We start from the raw sequence: 21,883 nt of genomic DNA, 5'->3' as shown, positions 1-21,883 counted from the left end.
AGCCAAACCGTATCACAACACCTTGTGAAATACGTTCACCTTGTGGCCCATGAACTTACTGCGTTCACGCTCAGCCATGCCCAGCTTACGCGCCACCCCTTCGGAGCCCTTGTTGCCCAGCAGTATGAGCGCTATCGCCTCGTCTATGCCGTGATCTTTAAAGCGTGACAGCGCCGCATGCCCTGCCTCGCTGCCAATCCCCTTGCCCCAATATTCGGGCAGATAACGATAGCCCAGCTCCACCTCATCAAACTCCTTGATGTAAGTAGGGCCACAGAAGCCTATCACCTTGTTGTCTGCCTTGTGCTCTACCGCCCAGCGGCCAAAGCCACGCTCGCGATAGTTTTTCAGCAGCACGTTTTCCAAAATATCCTCTGCCTGCGAGCGACAGGTCATGGGCGCGCCGGGAATATAGGTCAGCACCTCGGGAATGCTATTGAGCAGAAATAGACTCTCCACATCCTTGGCCTCGAATCGACGTAAAATCAGCCTCTCTGTTTCTGCGATGAACATCTGTCACTCCTTTCTTTTCCCCCATCCAGCCCATCAATATACCCACTACAGAGTAGATTAGAAAGTATTAATCTAGGCATTTGTCGACTCAGCTTTACACTAACCCCGCTTAAAATAAGCAAAATTCATCGCTCGCCACAGAGATGGCCGATTGCCAAAGCCGCCGCAATGACGTTCAATAGACAGATAATGATAAGTGTCTGCAATACAGGAATGCGTTATGACAATCATGCAAAAGGTCTTTTGGCTTATCGCCACCCTAGGTAACGGGGCCGGGCTCTATTTATATCTCACCTTTGGCGGCACCGGCGCCGCCTTCGTTCTCGGCTTTACCCTGCTCTACACCTTGGTCGGCGCCTACGATCTGCTCTTTAGCTCCCACACCCTTAACCGCCTCTATCCTGTGGTCGCCTACCTACGCTACTTCCTCGAGTCTTACCGGGTAGAGATACAGCAGTACTTTATCGCCAGCGACACGGAGGAAGCCCCCTTTAACCGCGAGCAGCGCTCCTTGGTCTATCAAAGGGCCAAGAATGTGCGCGATACCATCGCCTTCGGCACCCAGCGCGATCTGTTAGAGGAGAACTATCTGAGCCTGTGGCATTCACTGTCGCCTAAACATATTGATGAGCAGGCCAAGCGGGTGCGCATCGGCGGACCAGATTGCACTCAGCCCTATGATGCCTCCTACTTTAATATCTCGGCCATGAGCTTTGGCTCACTCAGCGCCAATGCCATCGAGGCTCTCAACCTGGGCGCCAAGAAGGCGGGCTGCTATCACAACACGGGGGAAGGCGGCGCCAGTCCCTATCACCTCAAGCATGGCGGCGATCTGGTGTGGCAGATAGGCTCCGGCCTGTTTGGCTGCCGCGACGATGAGGGCAATTTCAACCCCGACAGCTTCGAGAAGATGGCCAAACGCCCGCAGATCAAGATGATAGAGATAAAACTCAGCCAAGGGGCTAAGCCGGGGCACGGCGGCGTGCTGCCCAAGGCCAAGATCACCCCGGAAATCGCCCTCATCCGCCATATACCCATGGATAAAGACTGCGTCTCCCCCGCGGTCAACCCTGAATGCACCACGCCTATCGCCCTACTCAACTTCGTCAAACGCCTGCGGGAGTTGAGCGGCGGCAAGCCGGTGGGCTTTAAGCTCTGCATAGGTAATCCGGCGGAGTTTCTCGCCATCTGTAAGGCAATGCTCAAGACAGGCATCACACCCGACTTTATCACCATAGATGGCGCCGAGGGCGGCACGGGGGCGGCGCCGGTCGAGTTCAGTAACCGCCTGGGGATGATGTGTCTCGAAGGGGTTTACTTTGCCAACAACGCCCTGGTGGGCGTGGGCCTGAGGCACAAGATCACCCTGATCGCCTCGGGCAAGACGGCCTCCAGCTTCGATCTACTGACCAAGATCGCCATGGGCGCCGACTTAGTCAACGCCGCCCGAACCATGATGCTATCGCTAGGCTGCATTCAGTCGAGAAGCTGTAACACCAACATGTGCCCTACAGGCATCGCCACCCAAGACCCGGCCCGCTCCAAGGCGCTGGATGTTGAGGTGAAGAGCGAGCGGGTGAAGAACTTCCATCACAACACCCTAAAAGCCTTCTATGAACTGGTGGGCAGCATGGGGCTGGATAACCCCAACAAGTTAAAGCCTAGGATGATCAAGCGCCGCTCTCCCTATGGCCTGCTGATCTCCACCGGCAGCCTGGTGGCGCCTCTCACCCATAACGCCATCATAGAAGAGAAGCTGCAAGGCACCGCTTGGGCATCCTGGTGGCAGCAGTGCACCGCCGAAGACTTCTACTGCGAGGATACCTATATCCTGACCCCAGCCGAATTTGGCCTCTCCCGTCATAGGGAAAACGGCCACAGGAAAAATGCTTAAGCTTTAAAAGGTAACTGAGTTGATAGGTAACAAAAAAGGCGCCCTAAGGCGCCTTTTTTATTTCATGCTACAGACTTGGGTGGATATTACCAACCAGTCTTAGCACGCAGTGCACTGCCGATGTCGGCAAGTGAACGTACGGTAGTCACGCCTGCCGCTTCTAGTGCAGCAAACTTGTCTTCAGCCGTACCTTTACCGCCTGCGATGATCGCGCCAGCGTGGCCCATACGCTTACCGGCAGGTGCAGTAACACCGGCAATGTAAGAGACAACAGGCTTAGTCACGTTAGCCTTGATGTAAGCAGCAGCTTCTTCTTCAGCAGTACCACCGATCTCGCCGATCATAACGATAGCTTCGGTCTGTGGATCGTTTTGGAACATTTCCAATACGTCGATGAAGTTAGTACCTGGGATTGGGTCACCACCGATACCAACACAAGTTGATTGGCCGAAACCTTCGTCAGTCGTTTGCTTAACCGCTTCATAGGTCAGGGTACCAGAGCGAGACACGATACCCACTTTACCTGGCTTATGGATGTGACCTGGCATGATACCGATCTTACATTCGCCTGGAGTGATAACACCTGGGCAGTTTGGACCGATCATGCGAACGCCAGTCTCTTCCAGCTTAACCTTAACTTCCAGCATATCCAGAGTAGGAATACCTTCAGTAATACATACGATTAGCTCGATACCGCCGTCGATAGCTTCTAGGATAGCGTCTTTACAGAAAGGCGCAGGTACATAGATAACGGTAGCAGTCGCACCGGTTTCAGCCACAGCATCTTTTACTGTGTTGAATACAGGCAGACCCAGGTGAACCTGACCGCCCTTGCCTGGCGAAACACCGCCAACCATTTGCGTGCCGTAAGCGATAGCTTGCTCAGAGTGGAAAGTACCTTGACCGCCAGTGAAACCCTGACAGATAACCTTGGTATCTTTGTTAATTAATACAGACATTATTTGCCCTCCGCAGCAGCAACAACTTTAACAGCAGCGTCGGTTAGCGACTCGGCTGCAATAATGTCAAGACCAGAGTTAGCCAATACTTCGCGACCGAGATCTGCGTTAGTACCTTCTAGACGAACAACCACTGGCACTTCAACACCCACTTCTTTAACGGCACCGATGATACCTTCTGCGATCATGTCACAACGTACGATACCACCGAAGATGTTGACCAGAACCGCTTTCACGTTAGCGTCAGACAAGATGATCTTGAATGCTTCAGCAACACGCTCTTTAGTCGCGCCGCCACCAACGTCTAGGAAGTTAGCTGGCTTGCCACCGTGCAGGTTAACGATGTCCATAGTACCCATTGCTAGGCCGGCACCGTTTACCATGCAGCCTACGTTACCGTCTAGGGCAACATAGTTCAGCTCGAATTTAGCAGCGTGTGCTTCACGAGCGTCATCCTGTGATGGATCGTGCATGTCACGGATCTTTGGTTGACGGAACAGTGCGTTGCCATCGATACCAATCTTACCGTCTAGGCAGTGGATGTTGCCTTCGGTAGTGATAACCAGAGGGTTGATCTCAAGCAGTGCGAAGTCATGGTCGGTGAACATAGTCGCCAGACCCATGAAGACTTTAGTGAACTGCTTCATCTGAGTTGGGTTCAGACCCAACTTGAAGCCAAGATCACGTGCCTGGTAAGGCTGAGGACCAGTCAAAGGATCGATAATCGCCTTGTGGATCAGCTCAGGTGTCTCTTCGGCAACTGTTTCAATCTCAACGCCACCTTCGGTAGACGCCATGAAGACAACGCGACGGGTCGCACGGTCAACAACGGCACCTAGGTACAGCTCGTTTGCGATATCAGTGCAGCTTTCGACTAGGATCTTAGCAACTGGCTGACCTTTTTCGTCAGTCTGATAAGTTACTAGGTTCTTACCTAACCAATGCTCAGCAAATGCTCTGATCTCTTCTTTATCGCCGGTAACTTTAACGCCACCTGCTTTACCACGGCCGCCTGCGTGTACTTGACACTTAACAACCCACATATCTCCGCCAATATGGCCAGCCGCTTCTACCGCCTCTTGAGGGGTATCACAAGCATAACCTTCTGACACTGGTAAACCATATTCGGCAAATAGGGCTTTTGCCTGATACTCATGCAAATTCATGATGATCTATCCGTATACTTCTAATCTAATCCAACCGGCTCAATAGAGCCGGTAGCGAGGGGTGATGCCTACCGTTGCCGACAGGCATCGAAACAACATCGTCTTACAGGTCTAATAGTAGACGAGTTGGGTCTTCCAGGAAGTCCTTAATGGCAACCAGGAAGCCAACAGACTCACGACCATCGATGATACGGTGGTCATAAGAGAGTGCTAGGTACATCATAGGTAGAATTTCTACCTGACCATTAACCGCCATTGGGCGATCTTTGATGGCATGCATGCCCAAGATAGCGCTTTGTGGCAGGTTAAGGATTGGGGTAGACATTAGCGAGCCAAATACACCGCCGTTAGTCACGGTGAAGTTACCACCAGTCATGTCGTCAACAGTCAGCTTACCGTCGCGGCCCTTTATAGCCAGCTCACGAACATTACGCTCGATGTCAGCCAGGCTCATGGTGTCTGTGTCGCGCAGTACTGGGGTTACCAGGCCACGTGGCGTAGAAACCGCGATGCTCACGTCGAAGTAGTTGTGGTAAACGATATCATCACCGTCGATAGAGGCGTTCACTTCTGGGAAGCGCTTCAGGGCTTCGGTCACGGCTTTCACGTAGAAAGACATGAAACCAAGACGGATGCCATGCTTCTTCTCGAACAGCTCTTGATACTGCTTACGAATGTCCATGATAGGCTTCATGTTCACTTCGTTAAAGGTCGTCAACATAGCGGTTGAGTTCTTCGCTTCTAGCAGACGGTTTGCGATAGTCTTACGTAGACGCGTCATAGGTACGCGCTTCTGGCTACGCTCACCTAGCGGCGCAACAACGGCTGGCGCCGCTGCTTTAGCTGCAGGAGCTGACTTGATGAAGGCTTCCACATCTTCTTTAGTGATACGACCGCCAACACCAGTGCCCTTGATCTTAGCGGCATCCAGGTTGTGCTCGGCAATCAGACGACGTACAGATGGGCTCAGCGCATCGTTAGACTCTTCGCTAGCCGCTTCCGCTTGCGGGGCTGCCGCTTCGGCTTGCTCTTTAGAGACTTCCTGACCGGCAACCGCACCAGCAACAAACTTAGCGATGACGGCTTCGGCCAACACTGTGTCGCCCTCTTCCGCCAGGAACTCAACTATTGAACCATCTTCTGGCGCAACCACTTCTAGAACCACCTTGTCGGTTTCGATATCGACCAGGTTTTGATCACGAGACACTTGCTCGCCAGCTTTAACATGCCATGTGGCGATGGTTGCATCAGCAACTGATTCTGGCAGTACGGGTACCTTAATTTCGATACTCATGGAAAGCTATCCTTTTTATAAATTGTCTATTACTACAGTTTTAATGCGCTATTGATTAAAGATTCTTGCTGCTGGGTGTGCAGGGCCGGATAACCACATGCTGGCGCGGCCGAGGCTTCACGACCCGCATAGGTTAATTGAGCACCGGCAGGAATGGCTGCCCAGAAGTGGTGCTGGCTGCAATACCAAGCGCCCTGGTTCTGAGGTTCTTCCTGACACCAAACGAAATCTTTAACGTGCTGATACTGGGCGAGGATCTGTGCCATATCTTCGTGTGGGAACGGGTACAGTTGTTCTACACGGATCAGAGCAACGTTGTCCAGGTTCTCTTTACGACGCTTCTCGAGCAGTTCGAAGTAAACCTTACCGCTACAGAAGACCACGCGATCGACCTTGCTGCTATCGAGCTCGTCAATCTCGGCTATCACATTCTGGAAGGTGCCTTCGGCCAGCTCTTCCAGGCTAGACACCGCCAGCGGATGACGCAGCAGTGACTTAGGTGACATCACCACCAGAGGACGACGCATAGGACGCACTACCTGACGGCGTAGCATGTGGTAAACCTGTGCCGGTGTCGATGGGACACACACCTGCATGTTGTGGTTAGCACACAGCTGCAGGAAACGCTCCAGACGTGCACTCGAGTGCTCTGGGCCCTGACCTTCGTAGCCATGTGGCAACAGCATGGTCAAACCACACAGACGGCCCCACTTCTGCTCGCCAGAAGAGAGGAACTGATCGATCACCACCTGGGCACAGTTAGCGAAGTCACCGAACTGGGCTTCCCAAATGGTCAGGCCGCCCGGCTCAGCCGTGGCATAACCATATTCGAACGCCAATACTGAGGCTTCAGACAATACCGAGTCAGAGATATCGATAGGGCCTTGCATGTCAGACAGGTGACGCAGCGGCAGATAAGCTGTCGCATCATTTTGGTTGTGCAGCACGGCGTGACGGTGGAAGAAGGTACCACGGCCAGAGTCTTGACCTGTGATACGCACGCGCTTGTTGTCATCCAAAATCGAGGCGTAGGCTAGTGTCTCGGCAAAGCCCCAGTCCAGCAGCTTGTCACCGGCGGCCATGGCCACACGGTCTTTGTAGATCTTAGCAACACGCGACTGTAGCTTGTGGCTCTCTGGCACGTAGCTGATCTTATCAGCCAACGCCTTAACGCGATCTAGCGGCAACTCGGCAGGATAAGCCTCGTCCCACTCGCGGTTAAGATAAGGTGTCCAGTCAACCGTGTGCAGCGTCATTGGACGCCACTCTTTAACTACGCAATCGCCTTTATCTAGCGCGTCGCGGTAGTCGTTGATCATCGCGGTCACATCATCTGCACCTAGGGTCTGCTCTTCGATCAGACGGTCGGCATAGATCTTACGTGGCGTTGGATGTTTCTTGATCTTGGCATACATCAGCGGCTGAGTTGCACTCGGCTCGTCGGCCTCGTTGTGGCCGTGACGACGGTAACAGACCAGATCGATCACTACGTCACGCTTAAACTCGTTACGATAGTCAACCGCCAGCTGAGCAACGAAGGCAACCGATTCTGGGTCGTCTGCGTTCACGTGGAAGATAGGCGCCTGTACCATCTTGGCGATATCGGTACAGTACTCGGTTGAACGGGTATCTTCAGTCAGGTTGGTAGTAAAGCCCACCTGGTTGTTGACCACAATACGGATACTGCCGCCCACCTTGAAGGCTCGGGTCTGAGACATGTTGAATGTCTCTTGTACTATGCCCTGACCTGCGATGGCGCTGTCACCATGAACAGTAATAGGCATCACCTGAAGACCCGTCTTACAACCGCGGCGGTCCAGACGTGCTCTTACCGAGCCCATGACCACAGGGTTAACGATCTCAAGGTGCGACGGGTTAAACGCCAGTGCCAGGTGCACGTTGCCGCCCGGTGTTTCGAAATCTGATGAGAAACCTTGGTGATACTTAACGTCACCCGAACCGTTGAGCTCATCGCTGTGCTTACCGGCGAACTCGTCGAAGAGTTCTGATGGCTTCTTACCTAAGATGTTAACCAGCAGGTTTAGACGACCACGGTGAGCCATGCCCACGACGATCTCTTTAGTACCCGCTTCACCGCCACGGTAGATGATTTCACGCATCATAGGGACGAGCGCGTCACCACCTTCCAGTGAGAAACGTTTTGCGCCGGGGAACTTGGCGCCGAGATATTTCTCCATACCTTCGGCGGCGTTCAGGCCCTCGAGGATACGTGTCTTGGTGTTTTTATCGTAATTCGCTCTACCTAATGACGGCTCCAAGCGTTGTTGGATCCAACGCTTCTCATCGGTATCTGTGATGTGCATGTATTCCGCGCCGATAGCAGCACAATAGGTTGCTTTCAGTGCTTTAACCAGATCACCCAGCTTCATGGTGTCGCCACCGTGAGCAAATGAACCAGTGTTGAATTCACGCTCCATATCTTCGCCGGTTAAGCCGTGGAAGGCCGGGTCCAATTCAGAGACGGTATCGCGCTTCCATAGCCCGAGGGGATCCAGATTCGCATTCTGGTGGCCGCGGAAACGGTAGGCGTTGATCAACTGAAGAACTTTAACCTGTTTGGCATCGACTTCTGGATCTGTCACACGAGCAGCGCTCTTGTGACGACCGTCTAGCGCCAAACTACGGAAATATTCACGTACTTTAGAGTGGGCAGCTTCGGGCACATCTGCTGTTGCACCGTTGGCATATGGGAGGTTATCAAACACCGCTCGCCAGTCTTCTGATACTGACTGAGGGTCCTCTTGATAGGCTTCATACATCTCTTCTACATAGGTCGAATTAGCCCCGTTTAAATGAGACGATTCGAGCCAGGCTTTCATGATGCCTTGGTGCATTTCTATTCCTTTCAAACTTTATACACGTGTTTTTAGCCAAAGTATTGAAAATGCAATCCAGTCAAATGTACTGCAATTGCAAAATATCTGCCGCCCCTAGAGTCCAGATTTCACGGCATGTGTAGTTCCATTACATAAAAGAGCCACTTCTCACATAGAAGAAGTGACTCTCAAAAGAGCTATATAATTATTAAAATCAGCTCAGTGTGTTGCATTTAGACAGCTCGCTTAAGCAGCATAGACTTGATGTGTCCAATTGCTTTAGTCGGGTTGAGTCCTTTAGGACAAACGTCAACACAGTTCATGATGCCATGGCAACGGAATACGCTGTAAGCATCGTCGAGCTCAGACAGACGCTCTTCGGTGGCGGTATCGCGGCTATCGATAAGGAAACGATAGGCATGCAACAGGCCGCTTGGACCGATGAACTTGTCTGGGTTCCACCAGAATGATGGACAAGCCGTTGAACAACACGCACACATGATACACTCATACAGACCGTCCAGGTGCGCACGCTCTTCTGGCGATTGCAGATGTTCACGGGCCGGTGTCTTGTCGTCGTTGATCAGGTAAGGCTTGATCTTCTCGTACTGCTTGTAGAACTGAGTCAGGTCAACAATCAGGTCACGAACCACAGGCATACCCGGTAGTGGACGTATCTCCAGCTTCTTACCCTTGAAGGTAGAAATTGGTGTGATACAGGCCAGACCGTTCTTACCGTTCATGTTTACGCCATCACTACCACAAACACCTTCACGGCATGAGCGACGGAACGCCAGCGTTGGGTCTTGTACCTTCAGCTGCATCAGGACATCCAGCACCATCATATCGGTACCGTCAGCCACTTCTAGCGTGTAATCCTTCATGTAAGGCTTAGTGTCTACTTCAGGATTATAGCGATAAATAGCAATCTTCAAATTCATCTTATCTTCCTTAGTAGGTACGCTTAATCGGCGGGAAGGCTTCACGAAGCTTAGGCTCCATGTTTACCGCACGCTTGGTCATCTGTTCGGTCTGAGGATCGAACAAGCTGTGACACAACCAGTTCTCATCATCACGCTCGAGGAAGTCTTCACGTGAATGCGCACCACGACTCTCTTGACGGAAGTTCGCCGCATAAGCAGTCGCAATTGCTGTCGCCATCAGGTTATCTAGCTCTAGACACTCGATACGCTGAGTGTTGAACTCTCTTGAGTTGTCAGACAGCTTGGCATTAGCCAGACGCTCACGAATCGCCTTAAGCTCTTCAAGACCTTCTGCCATTGCCTCGCCGGTACGGAATACGGAGAAGTTAAGCTGCATACAAAGCTGAAGATCTTTACGGATCTGCGCAGGATCTTCACCGTCTTTGTTGCTTTCCCAACGATTTAGACGCTCAAGAGACTTAGCAATCTCATCGGCGCTCGCTTCTTTAGGATCGGCAGTCTCATCCAGCGCCTTACCCAGGTGCTGACCCGCTGCGCGGCCAAAGACCACGAGGTCGAGTAGTGAGTTACCACCCAGGCGGTTCGCACCGTGTACCGATACACAGGCAATCTCACCCACGGCAAACAGACCAACGACATCGCTTTCGCTGCCATCTTCATTCTTACGGATCACCTGACCGCTCACCTTAGCAGGCAGACCACCCATCATGTAGTGACAGGTTGGCAGTACAGGGATTGGGCCATCGGCTGGATCGATATGCGCGAAGGTACGAGACAGTTCACAAACGCCTGGTAGGCGTGCTTCAAGCGTCTCTTTACCTAAGTGATCGAGTTTCAGTAGACAGTGAGGACCTAGTGGACCGTCGAGGCCACGACCTTCACGGATCTCAGTCATCATAGAACGTGCTACCACGTCACGAGAGGCCAGGTCTTTCGCGTTTGGCGCATAACGCTCCATGAAGCGCTCGCCGTCTTTGTTCAGCAGGTATCCGCCTTCACCACGACAACCTTCGGTTACCAGTACACCCGCGCCGGCGATACCGGTTGGGTGGAACTGCCACATCTCCATGTCTTGCATCTGCACGCCAGCGCGCATTGCCATGCCGACACCGTCACCTGTGTTGATGTGAGCGTTAGTAGTAGAGGCGTAGATACGACCCGCACCACCGGTAGCCAGAATGGTGGCCTTAGACTTGAAGTAAACGATTTCGCCGGTTTCGATTTCGATTGCAGTACAACCTACGATGGCACCGTCTTCGTTCTTCACCAGATCCAGTGCATACCACTCAGAGAAGACTTCAGTCTTATGCTTAACGTTCTGTTGGTATAGACAGTGCAACAGGGCGTGACCGGTACGGTCTGCCGCCGCAGCGGTACGTGCCGCCTGCTCGCCACCGAAGTTCTTCGATTGGCCGCCGAAAGGACGCTGATAGATCTTACCGTTATCGAAACGAGAGAATGGCAAACCCATGTGCTCAAGTTCGATAATGGCTTCTGGACCGGTTTGACACATAAATTCGATCGCGTCTTGATCACCGATGAAGTCGGAACCCTTAACGGTATCGTACATGTGCTGTTCCCAATGGTCTTCATGGGCGTTACCTAGGGCAACGGTAATACCACCCTGGGCAGAAACGGTATGAGAACGCGTTGGGAATACTTTAGATAACAGCGCGCAGCTCTTACCTTCTTTAGAAATCTGTAGTGCAGCTCGCATACCCGCGCCACCGGCGCCAATTACGACTGCATCAAACTCACGTACTGGAATACTCACTTAAACACCCCACACAATAACAATGCCAGCAGCCAGGTAAGAAAGCGCTGCTACGACGAAGACGAATTGGAGTACGCCACGGACGGCTACCGGCTTAACATAGTCGGTGAGCACCTGCCAGATACCGATCCAGGCGTGAACCAGGATGGCGACCAGGGCAAGAAGCGTAAACACTTTCATCGGCAAAGCACTGAACAAACCGTGCCATACGTCATAAGTGAGAGGCGCACTAGCGGCGATGAATCCTACTAAGAAAATGGTGTAACAAGTAAGGATCACGGCACTAGCACGAAGAAGAATAAAATCATGAACGCCACTGCGTCCAAGACTCGCTGCATTTGTTACCATACCCAAATCCCCGCAATGATTGACCATGCCGCTGCAATAACGAAGGCGGCTTTCGCTGAAGCGTTACCCGATTCCAACTCTTCCCAACGACCGGTATCCATGATCAGGTGGCGTACGCCAACAATCAGGTGATAACCAAGCGCGGTCAGAATTCCCCAGACAACAAACTTAACGATAAAGGTATCAAATAGAGATTGAATGCCTGCGAAACTCTCAGCAGATGCGAGTGACTCACTCAACAACCAGATAAGAATGCCGACGGCAAACAGCATGATGACACCGGAGACACGGTGTAGGATTGACGCAATCGCTGTTGCAGGAAAGCGAATGGTCTGCAGATCTAGATGGACAGGTCTTTGCTTTTTCACGTTCTGCTCACTCTGCTCCATTGAGCATTATTTTTGTTATTGAACCTCTTTCGAACGAAATTTGACCAGCAAGCAAACTTACCACCTCCTCTCGCCTCAAAAGGAAAGTTGAAACAAACAGTTAACTAATTCAAAAATCACTAAATAAGTATGTAAATAATGGTCTACGAATTGGTTTGTTTGTAGCTCTTTCGAGCCGAAGCAAGTATACGCCCCACAAATGTCAAATACAAACATCACATTATGCAAATTTTGTTTTTTTGGTAAAAAAAACTGCCAAGTTGCTGTATTGACGGGCACTTACGTCAAATTAAGACCATGGTCTAACGAATTTAAACACTTATTTAAATTGAAATGTGATCTAGATTCACTGTAAAGTATTGGCGTTTGACAAAGCCGCACTCACATAAGAATGAAGTAAGGAGAACGGGGTATGGCTGATAATATAGCCAAATTGGAACTACCAGGGAACGATTCGATTGACCTGCCTATTAAGAAAGGAACGGCGGGATTTGATGTTATCGACATCAGCAAACTCGGTAGCAAAGGTCATTTTACATTTGACCCAGGATTCCTAGCGACAGCATCCTGCGAATCAGCTATCACTTACATTGATGGCGCCCAAGGTATACTTTTACACCGTGGTTACGCGATCGACGAACTTGCCGTCGACTCAGACTATTTAGATCTTTGTTATCTACTGCTTTACGGTGAGTTACCTAACAAGGCTCAATACGACAAATTTGTTTACACGGTTAAGACCCACACTATGGTTAACGAGCAACTCGCTTCGTTCTTCCGTGGTTTCCGCCGTGACGCACACCCGATGGCCATGCTATGTGGCGTAACCGGTGCACTGTCTGCATTCTACCAAGACTCTCTCGATGTCAACGACGAACACCACCGCGAAATTGCCGCGTTCCGTTTAGTCTCTAAGATGCCGACTATCGCCGCTATGTGTTACAAGTATTCAATTGGTCAGCCTTTTGTTTACCCACGTAACGACCTAAGCTATGCGGGCAACTTCCTAAGCATGATGTTTGCCGTTCCTTGTGAAGAGTACAAGGTTAACCCAATCATCGAACGCGCTATGGACCGTATCTTTATCCTGCACGCAGACCATGAGCAAAACGCCTCTACCTCTACCGTGCGTCTAGCCGGTTCATCGGGTGCTAACCCATTTGCATGTATCGCAGCGGGTATCGCCTCACTTTGGGGTCCTGCACACGGCGGCGCGAACGAAGCGTGTCTGAACATGCTAGAAGAGATCGGCACCGTCGATCGCATTCCTGAGTTCATCGCTCGTGCGAAAGACAAAGAAGATCCATTCCGTCTGATGGGCTTCGGTCACCGCGTTTACAAGAACTTCGACCCTCGCGCCAAGGTTATGCGCGAAACCTGTCACGAAGTCCTTGCCGAGCTTAAGGTCGATGATCCGCTGCTCGACGTGGCGATGGAACTTGAGCGTATCGCACTGGAAGATGAGTACTTCGTATCGAAGAAACTCTATCCAAACGTCGATTTCTACTCAGGCATCATCATGAAGGCTATCGGCATTCCAACCAGCATGTTCACCGTACTGTTCGCCCTAGCGCGCACCGTGGGTTGGATTGCTCACTGGAAAGAGATGTTGGACCAGCCTGGTCACAAGATCAGCCGTCCACGCCAGCTCTATACAGGCTCACCAGAACGCGACTTCGTCAAACTGGACAAGCGTTAATCGCAGCCTGATTTTAAAAAGCACCCTATGGGTGCTTTTTTTATGCCTCTCTTCTAATAGCTTTGCTTTAATCACTCTTCTTTAAGAGCTCTCCTTTAATAGCTCTTTTGGTCGCTATCTTTTAATGCCTCAGTTTTAGGCAAGGCGTTATGCCTGAGCTTTTACGTGAGCCTTTTACATGCGCCTTTTACACGCACCTTTTACATGAGTAGCTATAGACGAGCTTTTATATCTGGATGTTGGTATCTGAGCCTTCACCACAGTGGGTTCAAGATTTAAAGCGATTGATTCCCTTTACCTGCCACTTCGCTCCTCTATTTAGCCCTTCCCTTTCTGCCCATCCCGCTCAGTCCTGCTCTCTCAGTCCTTTTCCTCTCAGCTTTTCACTTCTAAGCCCTTTTCCATTAACTAATCAGCCTACATCCGGGTAAGTTAAGCTGCCCCCATGCAGTAGAGATACATTTTGTATCAAATCCAATTTGCACTGACCTTGGCAATGGGTCTTAACTGTTAATTAGTCAAAAGCATCACATGTTAAACATTTTCGCTACAAACCAGTTAACAAACTCACCACGCACTAACTGGTTTTAGCGTAAGCCATTGATAAACAACCACTTAACATTTTGGCACACCTTGTGCTTACTAAGGCTAATTGGATAAATAACATAGGTATCTTCACATGGAATCTTTTTCAAAGTTTAAGTTGGCACTTCCCCTACTATTTGTTGCCGTACTCAGTGCATGTGGTAATGAGGAAACAAAGAAAGAAGAAGAAAAGTACGCCGTTCCCGTCGAAACCACGACAGTCATACAAGGTGATGTCTCCTCTTTTTATAGCACTACCGCAACTCTGGAAGCTCCTCAGGAAGCCGACGTTGTTAGCCGCATCGCCGGTCTTATCGAATCCATTAAGGTCGAAGAAGGGGATCGCGTCTCCAAGGGGCAATTGCTAGCAGTCATAGATGCTAAGCGCCAGCGCTACGATCTGGCCCGCTCACAGGCCGAAGTGGAAATCATCGAGCAAGAGCTCAACCGTTTGAAGAAGATGAGCAATAAAGAGTTCATCAGCGCCGATTCCATGGCCAAACTCGAATACAACCTACAAGCCGCCATCGCCAAACGCGACTTAGCCGCCCTGCAGGTACAAGAAAGCATGGTTCGCTCCCCTATCGACGGTGTAGTTGCCAAGCGTTACGTGAAGGCCGGTAACATGGCCAAAGAATTTGAGCAGCTTTTCTATGTGGTCAATCAAGATGAACTGTACGGCATAGTGCACTTGCCAGAGGCTCAACTGCAGAGCCTGCGTCTAGGCCAGGAAGCCGAGTTGTATGCCAACAAGCACACCAAGGATACCATTCATGCCAAAGTGCTGCGTATCAGCCCCATCGTCGATCCCCAGAGTGGTACCTTTAAGGTCACCCTTTCGGTGCCTAACCAGAATGCCCAGCTTAAGGCTGGTATGTTTACCCGGGTTGAACTGAGATACGATACCCACAGCAATGTGATAACCGTTCCCTATAACGCCGTGGTCAATCAGGACAATCAGTACGCCCTGTATGTGATCCAAGGTGACAATGCCCTGCGCCGCGAAGTGGCTCTTGGCTATCGCGAGGCCGATACCGTAGAGGTGGTCTCAGGGCTAGAACCCGGCGAACAAATAGTGATCCGCGGACAACAAAACCTGAAAGATCAATCCTTAGTCGAAGTGATCAGCCAACTAGACGTTGCTCGCGCACAACAATAACGGGAACTTAACTTATGTCGATAATTAATACTTCCGTTAAACGGCCGGTATCCGTGTGGATGTTTATGCTGGCGGTGATCCTCTTTGGCATGGTGGGTTTCTCTCGCCTGGCGGTGAAACTCCTGCCGGATCTCAGCTACCCTACCATCACCATACGTACCCAATATGAAGGCGCCGCGCCGGTTGAGGTGGAGCAGCTTGTCTCTAAGCCCATCGAAGAAGCCGCCGGTATCGTTAAGGGGCTGCGTAAGATAAGCTCCATCTCCCGCTCTGGCATGTCAGATGTAGTGCTCGAATTTGAATGGGGCACAGACATGGACATGGCAAGCCTGGAGGTGAGAGAAAAGCTAGACACCATAGAGCTGCCCCTGGATGTGAAGAAGCCTCTGTTGCTGCGCTTTAACCCTAACTTAGATCCTATCGTGCGTCTAGCCCTCTCCCTGCCAGACGCCGATGCTCAGTCGCTCAAGCAGATGCGTACCTTTGCCGAGGAGGAGCTTAAGCGTCAGCTGGAATCCCTTAGCGGCGTCGCTGCCGTCAGGCTCTCCGGTGGTCTCGAACAAGAGGTGCATATTCAGCTCAATCAGGAGAAGTTGACTCAGCTTAACCTGAACGCCGATAAGATCCGCGAGCGTATCGCCGCCGAAAACATCAACCTCTCTGCCGGTAAGGTGGTACAGGGCGAGAAAGAGTATCTGGTGCGTACCCTCAACCAGTTCAACTCCCTGGATGAACTGGGTCAGATCATCGTCTATCGCGACAACCAGACCCTGGTGCGTCTGTTCGAGGTGGCCGACATCATCGACAGCCATAAGGAACGCAACGACATCACCCGGATCGGCTCTGCCGAGTCGATCGAACTGGCCATCTATAAGGAAGGCGATGCCAACACGGTTGCCGTGGCCCGTAAAGTCACCGCTAAACTTAACGACCTCAAGAAGCTAAACGAGAAGGCTGAGCTTAAAGTTATCTACGATCAATCCGAGTTTATCGAGAGTGCGGTTAGCGAGGTCACCTCGGCGGCGCTGATCGGTAGCTTACTCTCCATGCTGGTGATCTACCTGTTCCTCAGAGACATAGTGCCTACCCTGATCATCTCCATCTCGATTCCGTTTTCGGTGATCGCCACCTTCAACATGATGTATTTTGCCGACATCAGCCTCAACATCATGTCGCTGGGCGGTATCGCCCTGGCGGTGGGCCTCCTGGTGGACAATGCCATCGTGGTGCTGGAAAACATCGACCGCTGTCGCAAGCTGGGGATGAATAAGCTCGACGCCGCCGTGACGGGTACCAAAGAGGTGGCCGGCGCTATCTTCGCCTCCACCATGACCACCCTGGCGGTATTCGTGCCGCTGGTGTTTGTCGACGGTGTTGCCGGCGCGCTTTTCTCGGATCAGGCGCTGACAGTCACCTTCGCCCTACTGGCCTCCCTGCTGGTCGCCCTGACCACCATCCCTATGTTGGCATCGCGTGAAGGCTTCAAGGCCCTGCCACACCTGGTGCAGAAACGTGAGAAGCCTGTGCTCGACACTAAGCTGGCCAAGGTGAAGCATTATGGCGCCACCGTGTGCTCCTTCCCCTTCGTGCTGCTGTTTAGTTATCTGCCGTCACTGCTACTGACCCTGGCATTGATGCTGAGCCGCGCCTTTTCATGGCTTGCAGGCCTGATCATGCGCCCCATCAGCCTTGCATTTAACTGGTTCTATCACCTGTTAGAAAGGGTTTATCACAAGCTGCTGCGCCAGGCGCTTAAGTTTACCTGGGTGACACTGGCCATCGCCCTCACCCTCACCTTAGGCACCATGAGCCTGATCCCAAGACTCGGCATGGAGCTGATCCCGCCGATGAACCAGGGCGAGTTCTATGTAGAAGTCCTGCTGCCACCGGGCACAGAAGTCAGTGAGACAGACAGGGTGTTACAGAAGCTGGCCTTGTCTATCAAAGACAGGGAAGATGTAAAACATGCCTACAGCCAAGCCGGTAGCGGCGGTCTGATGACCTCAGACACCTCGCGCGGCGGCGAAAACTGGGGCCGTCTGCAAGTGGTGCTGGCCGATCATCAGGCCTTCGATGCAGTCACCCATGTGCTGCGCACCACAGCCATGCGTATCCCTGAGCTAGAGGCCAAGATCCAACATCCAGAGCTGTTTAGCTTCAAGACCCCGCTTGAGATAGAAGTGATAGGCTATGACTTAACTCAGCTCAAGCAGACCGCCGATAATCTTATCAGCGCGCTGTCTGACTCAGATCGCTTTGCCGACCTCAACACCAGTCTGCGTGACGGTCAGCCAGAGCTGAGCATCCGCTTCGACCACGCTCGCCTTGCCGCTTTGGGTATGGACGCACCAACCGTGGCGAATCGTATCGCCCAGCGCATCGGCGGCACAGTGGCCAGCCAATATACGGTTCGTGACAGAAAGATCGACATCTTGGTTCGCAGCGAACTCGAGGAGCGCGATCAGATAAGCGACATCGATTCGATGATCATCAACCCTAACAGTAATCAGCCAATCCCGCTGAGCGCCGTTGCCGATGTCTCCTTGAATCTGGGCCCTTCTGCCATCAACCGTATCAGCCAGCAGCGCGTTGCCATCGTCTCGGCCAACCTCGCCTATGGTGATCTCAACGATGCCGTGATCGAGGCGAGAAGCATCATAGATCAGCAAAATCTACCTAGCTCGATTCAGGTGCGCTTCGGCGGCCAGAACGAAGAGATGGAACACTCCTTCCAGTCGCTTCAGATCGCCCTGGTATTGGCCGTCTTCCTGGTATATCTGGTGATGGCCAGCCAGTTCGAGTCGCTGGTACACCCACTGCTTATTCTGATCGCCGTGCCCATGGCAGTGGGTGGTAGCATCTTCGGTCTGTTCATCACCCAGACGCACCTGAGCGTGGTAGTGTTCATCGGCCTCATCATGCTGGCGGGTATCGTAGTGAACAACGCCATCGTCCTGGTGGATCGTATCAACCAGCTGCGTGAGCAGGGTATGGCTAAACTGACGGCCATCGAAGAAGCCGCCAAGTCTCGCCTGCGCCCCATCGTCATGACCACCATGACCACGGCACTGGGTCTGGCGCCTATGGCACTGGGTTTAGGCGATGGCAGCGAGGTACGTGCGCCCATGGCGATCACAGTGATCTTCGGCTTGTCACTTGCAACACTACTGACGCTTGTGGTGATCCCTGCGCTCTACGCCCTGTTCGATCGCAAAGCGTTTGACGCACCAGCCGAAGTCGTCCAAGAGGGAGAATCAGTATGAATATCACTCGATTAGCCCTAACGAGACCCGTTACCACCAGCATGTTCTTCGTGGCCATACTCCTCTTTGGTTTGGCCTCGAGCCGCCTGCTGCCGCTGGAGATGTTTCCCGGCATAGAGATGCCCCAGGTGATGATTGAAGTCCCCTACAAGGGCTCAACCCCTGCCGAAGTGGAGCGTGAGATCACTAACGTATTGGAAGAGTCTCTCGCCACCATGGGCGGGGTTGAGGAGCTGAGATCGCGCTCATCGCAAAATGGCGCCGAGATCGAACTCAGGATGAAATGGGGCGAGAATGTCTCCACCAAGAGCCTGGAAGCCAGGGAAAAGGTGGATGCGGTGCGCCACCTCTTACCTAAGGATGTGGAGCGGGTCTTTATCCGCCAGTTCTCCACCGCCGACATGCCGGTGCTAACCATACGTATCTCGAGCGAGCGTGAGCTGTCAGGCGCCTTCGATCTGCTGGACAAGCAGCTGAAGAAGCCACTGGAGCGTGTCGAAGGCGTATCTCAGGTGAGCCTCTACGGCGTCGAGCAGAAGCAGATCGAGATCCGAATCGATGCTGACAAGCTCAGCGCCACCGGCATCAACAGCACCATGTTGCAACAACGACTGGGGCAAGAGAACTTTATCGTCAGCGCTGGGACTCTCAGGGCGAACACCCGGGTGTATCAGGTGTCGCCAAAGGGTGAGTTTCGCGATCTCGACGATATCGCCGCCCTGGTACTGATCCCGGGCGTCACCCTAGGCGATGTGGCCAGCATTCGCTACGCACTGCCCGAGCGCCTCGATGGTCGTCATCTGGATCAGAAATATGCGGTCGGTCTCGATGTGTTCAAAGAATCCGGCGCCAACCTGGTAGACGTATCTGAGCGCGTACTCAAGGTGATTGAGGCGGCCAAACAGGACCAGCAGTTCAACGGTATCAAGCTGTTTATCATGGAAGATCAGGCCTACGGGGTGAAATCCTCCCTGTCTGATCTACTTGCCGCCGGCCTGATAGGCGCCCTGCTCTCGTTCGCCGTGCTCTATCTCTTCCTGCGCAATCTGAAGATGACACTGGTGGTGGTCTCCTCTGTGCCTATCTCTCTATGTATGACGCTGGCAGGCATGTATTTCTTGGGCTATAGCCTGAATATCCTCTCCATGATGGGACTATTACTGGCGGTCGGCATGCTGATCGACAACGCCGTGGTGGTCAGTGAGAGCGTGCTGCAAGAGAAGCAGCATCAAGGCACGGCAACCACCTCCCAGGCGGTGCTCACTGGGGTCAACAAGGTTGCCTTGGCGGTGCTGGCCGGCACCCTGACCACAGCCATTGTGTTCCTGCCAAATATATTCGGCGTCAAGGTAGAGCTGACCATCTTCCTGGAGCATGTGGCCATCGCCATCTGTATCTCGCTGGCGGCCTCGCTCTTGGTCGCTAAGACTTTGATCCCATTGATGTTAACTAAGCTGCATTTCGAGATTGAGACCAATCCTAAGCAGAGCAAGCTCGAGTCTTTCTACGAGCGTAGCCTGGCGTGGATCTTACACAGACCCAAGCGTTCAGGGCTGATTGCCGTGGTGATCCTTGCTTCGACAGCACTACCGCTGAGCATGGTGCAGCAAGATCAAAACGACGGAGAAGGCAACAATCGCCTCTACATCAACTACCAGGTAGAGGGGCGCCACAGCCTGGATGTCACCGAGGCGATGATCAACCGCATGGAAGATTACCTCTACGCCAATAAAGAAGCCTTCTATATCGACTCTGTCTACAGCTACTTCTCAGCCGACAGAGGTCAATCTACCCTGCTGCTACAGGAAGACGCCGACATAGATATCAAGGCACTAAAGCGCAAAATACGTGAAGGCTTCCCTAAGTTCTCCATCGCCAAGCCGCAATTTGGCTGGGGTAACGACAACAACGGCATTCGCGTCACCCTCACGGGACGCTCCACCAGCGAACTGATCACCATCAGTGAACAGGTGGTGCCTATGCTGGCCAAGATAGACGGGCTCATCGATGTGCGCTCAGAGCTTAACAGCACACAGCAAGAGGTGATCATCGAGCTCGACCGCACCATGGCAGCAAGACTCGATCTAAGCCTGAGCGAGCTTGCCCGCAGCGTATCCATGGCACTTCGTGGTTCGCCGCTGCGCTCATTCAGGCACGACCCAAGCGGTGAGCTGCGTATCGAGCTGGCTTACGACAAACAGTGGCGCGAATCGCTCGAAAGGCTAAAAGAGCTGCCTATCGTCCGACAGGGTAACCGCGTCTACACCTTGCAGAGCCTGGCCGAGATCTCGATTCGTCCGCGATTCGATACTATCCGCCACTATGATCGTCAAACCGCGCTCTCAATCGGTGCCAACCTGGATGAGATGACCACGGAAGAGGCCCAAAAGGCCATCAAACAAGTGATGGATGCGGTGCAATTTCCGGCGGGCTATGGCTACTCGCTGCGAGGCGGTTTCCAGCGTCAGGATGAAGATCAGGCCATCATGGCGACCAATATGATCTTGGCCATCGCCATGATCTATATCGTCATGGCCGCCCTGTTCGAATCGCTACTGCTGCCGACGGCTATTATCACCTCGATCCTCTTCTCCATCACAGGGGTGTTCTGGGCGCTACTGCTGACGGGCACCAGCATGTCCATCATGGCCATGATTGGGATATTGATCTTGATGGGGATTGTGGTGAATAACGGCATAGTACTGGTGGATCAGATCAACCAAAAGACGCCAGAGCTGGACCGTCTATCTGCCACCATCAAATCTGTGTGTATCACCCGTCTGCGCCCGGTACTCATGACAGTGGGCACCACGGTACTAGGCCTGATACCACTTGCCATGGGTGACACCCAGATTGGTGGCGGCGGCCCCCCATATTCACCCATGGCGATCGCCATCATCGGCGGCTTGAGCTTCTCGACGCTTACCAGCCTCTATCTGGTACCGCTCTGCTATCAAGCCTTGTATCGCATGCGCCATCAGGCAGCTATCAAGCTGGGTAACGCCGACAGGTTCACCCGCCGCATCATGCCCTGGGCTCACTAAGGCCGATAGGAAAGG

14 protein-coding genes are annotated in these 21,883 nt (G+C 52.5%); 5 read left to right on the top strand and 9 right to left on the bottom strand.

From position 1 onward, the window contains the following. Positions 1-12: 12 nt before the first annotated feature. Positions 13-513: a GNAT family N-acetyltransferase gene (locus K0H80_RS08450; protein ID WP_011865459.1), complete on the bottom strand. Its 501-nt coding sequence runs from the start codon at positions 511-513 to the stop codon at positions 13-15. 220 nt (positions 514-733) lie between these two features. Between K0H80_RS08450 and K0H80_RS08445 the strand changes: the two genes are divergently transcribed. Then, positions 734-2,407 (top strand): FMN-binding glutamate synthase family protein, encoded by a 1,674-nt coding sequence (locus K0H80_RS08445; protein ID WP_220073688.1) that lies wholly within the window; start codon positions 734-736, stop codon positions 2,405-2,407. Positions 2,408-2,493: 86 nt separating this feature from the next. Here K0H80_RS08445 and sucD read toward each other — a convergent pair whose 3' ends face one another. The 8 genes from sucD to sdhC all read right to left on the bottom strand — a co-directional run bounded on the left by sucD (position 2,494) and on the right by sdhC (position 12,118). Further along, complete coding sequence (sucD, locus tag K0H80_RS08440) at positions 2,494-3,366, bottom strand: succinate--CoA ligase subunit alpha (protein ID WP_011865457.1); 873 nt, start codon at positions 3,364-3,366, stop codon at positions 2,494-2,496. Then, complete coding sequence (gene sucC, locus K0H80_RS08435) at positions 3,366-4,532, bottom strand: ADP-forming succinate--CoA ligase subunit beta (RefSeq protein ID WP_011865456.1); 1,167 nt, start codon at positions 4,530-4,532, stop codon at positions 3,366-3,368. Before sucC ends, sucD begins: the two co-directional genes overlap by 1 nt. 103 nt (positions 4,533-4,635) lie before the next feature. Continuing rightward, entirely contained in the window at positions 4,636-5,826 is a 1,191-nt protein-coding gene (gene odhB, locus K0H80_RS08430) for a 2-oxoglutarate dehydrogenase complex dihydrolipoyllysine-residue succinyltransferase (RefSeq protein ID WP_220073687.1), read from the bottom strand. A 32-nt stretch (positions 5,827-5,858) separates the two neighbouring features. Continuing rightward, positions 5,859-8,681: a 2-oxoglutarate dehydrogenase E1 component gene (gene sucA / locus K0H80_RS08425; RefSeq protein ID WP_011865454.1), complete on the bottom strand. Its 2,823-nt coding sequence runs from the start codon at positions 8,679-8,681 to the stop codon at positions 5,859-5,861. A 215-nt stretch (positions 8,682-8,896) separates the two neighbouring features. After that, complete coding sequence (locus K0H80_RS08420; RefSeq protein ID WP_011865453.1) at positions 8,897-9,604, bottom strand: succinate dehydrogenase iron-sulfur subunit; 708 nt, start codon at positions 9,602-9,604, stop codon at positions 8,897-8,899. A gap of 10 nt (positions 9,605-9,614) precedes the next feature. Next, on the bottom strand, positions 9,615-11,381 hold the full coding sequence (gene sdhA / locus K0H80_RS08415; RefSeq protein WP_011865452.1) for a succinate dehydrogenase flavoprotein subunit: 1,767 nt from the start codon (positions 11,379-11,381) through the stop codon (positions 9,615-9,617). Further along, a complete protein-coding gene (gene sdhD / locus K0H80_RS08410) occupies positions 11,382-11,729 on the bottom strand; it encodes a succinate dehydrogenase, hydrophobic membrane anchor protein (protein ID WP_011865451.1) in 348 nt (115 codons plus the stop codon). Continuing rightward, positions 11,723-12,118, bottom strand: a complete 396-nt coding sequence (gene sdhC / locus K0H80_RS08405; protein WP_220044954.1) for a succinate dehydrogenase cytochrome b556 subunit — start codon at positions 12,116-12,118, stop codon at positions 11,723-11,725. Before sdhC ends, sdhD begins: the two co-directional genes overlap by 7 nt. Before the next feature lie 412 nt (positions 12,119-12,530). Between sdhC and K0H80_RS08400 the strand changes: the two genes are divergently transcribed. The 4 genes from K0H80_RS08400 to K0H80_RS08385 all read left to right on the top strand — a co-directional run bounded on the left by K0H80_RS08400 (position 12,531) and on the right by K0H80_RS08385 (position 21,868). Next, on the top strand, positions 12,531-13,817 hold the full coding sequence (locus tag K0H80_RS08400; RefSeq protein ID WP_011865449.1) for a citrate synthase: 1,287 nt from the start codon (positions 12,531-12,533) through the stop codon (positions 13,815-13,817). Positions 13,818-14,496: 679 nt separating this feature from the next. Beyond that, entirely contained in the window at positions 14,497-15,561 is a 1,065-nt protein-coding gene (locus tag K0H80_RS08395) for an efflux RND transporter periplasmic adaptor subunit (protein WP_220073686.1), read from the top strand. Positions 15,562-15,575: 14 nt separating this feature from the next. After that, positions 15,576-18,824, top strand: a complete 3,249-nt coding sequence (locus K0H80_RS08390; protein ID WP_220073685.1) for an efflux RND transporter permease subunit — start codon at positions 15,576-15,578, stop codon at positions 18,822-18,824. After that, on the top strand, positions 18,821-21,868 hold the full coding sequence (locus K0H80_RS08385; RefSeq protein WP_220073684.1) for an efflux RND transporter permease subunit: 3,048 nt from the start codon (positions 18,821-18,823) through the stop codon (positions 21,866-21,868). Before K0H80_RS08390 ends, K0H80_RS08385 begins: the two co-directional genes overlap by 4 nt. Positions 21,869-21,883 lie beyond the last annotated feature (15 nt).

Source organism: Shewanella aegiceratis (assembly GCF_019457495.1).
Classification (GTDB): Bacteria; Pseudomonadota; Gammaproteobacteria; order Enterobacterales; family Shewanellaceae; genus Shewanella; species Shewanella loihica.
Note: the sequence above shows the minus strand (reverse complement) of the source record. Positions and strands in the feature narration are given on the sequence as shown.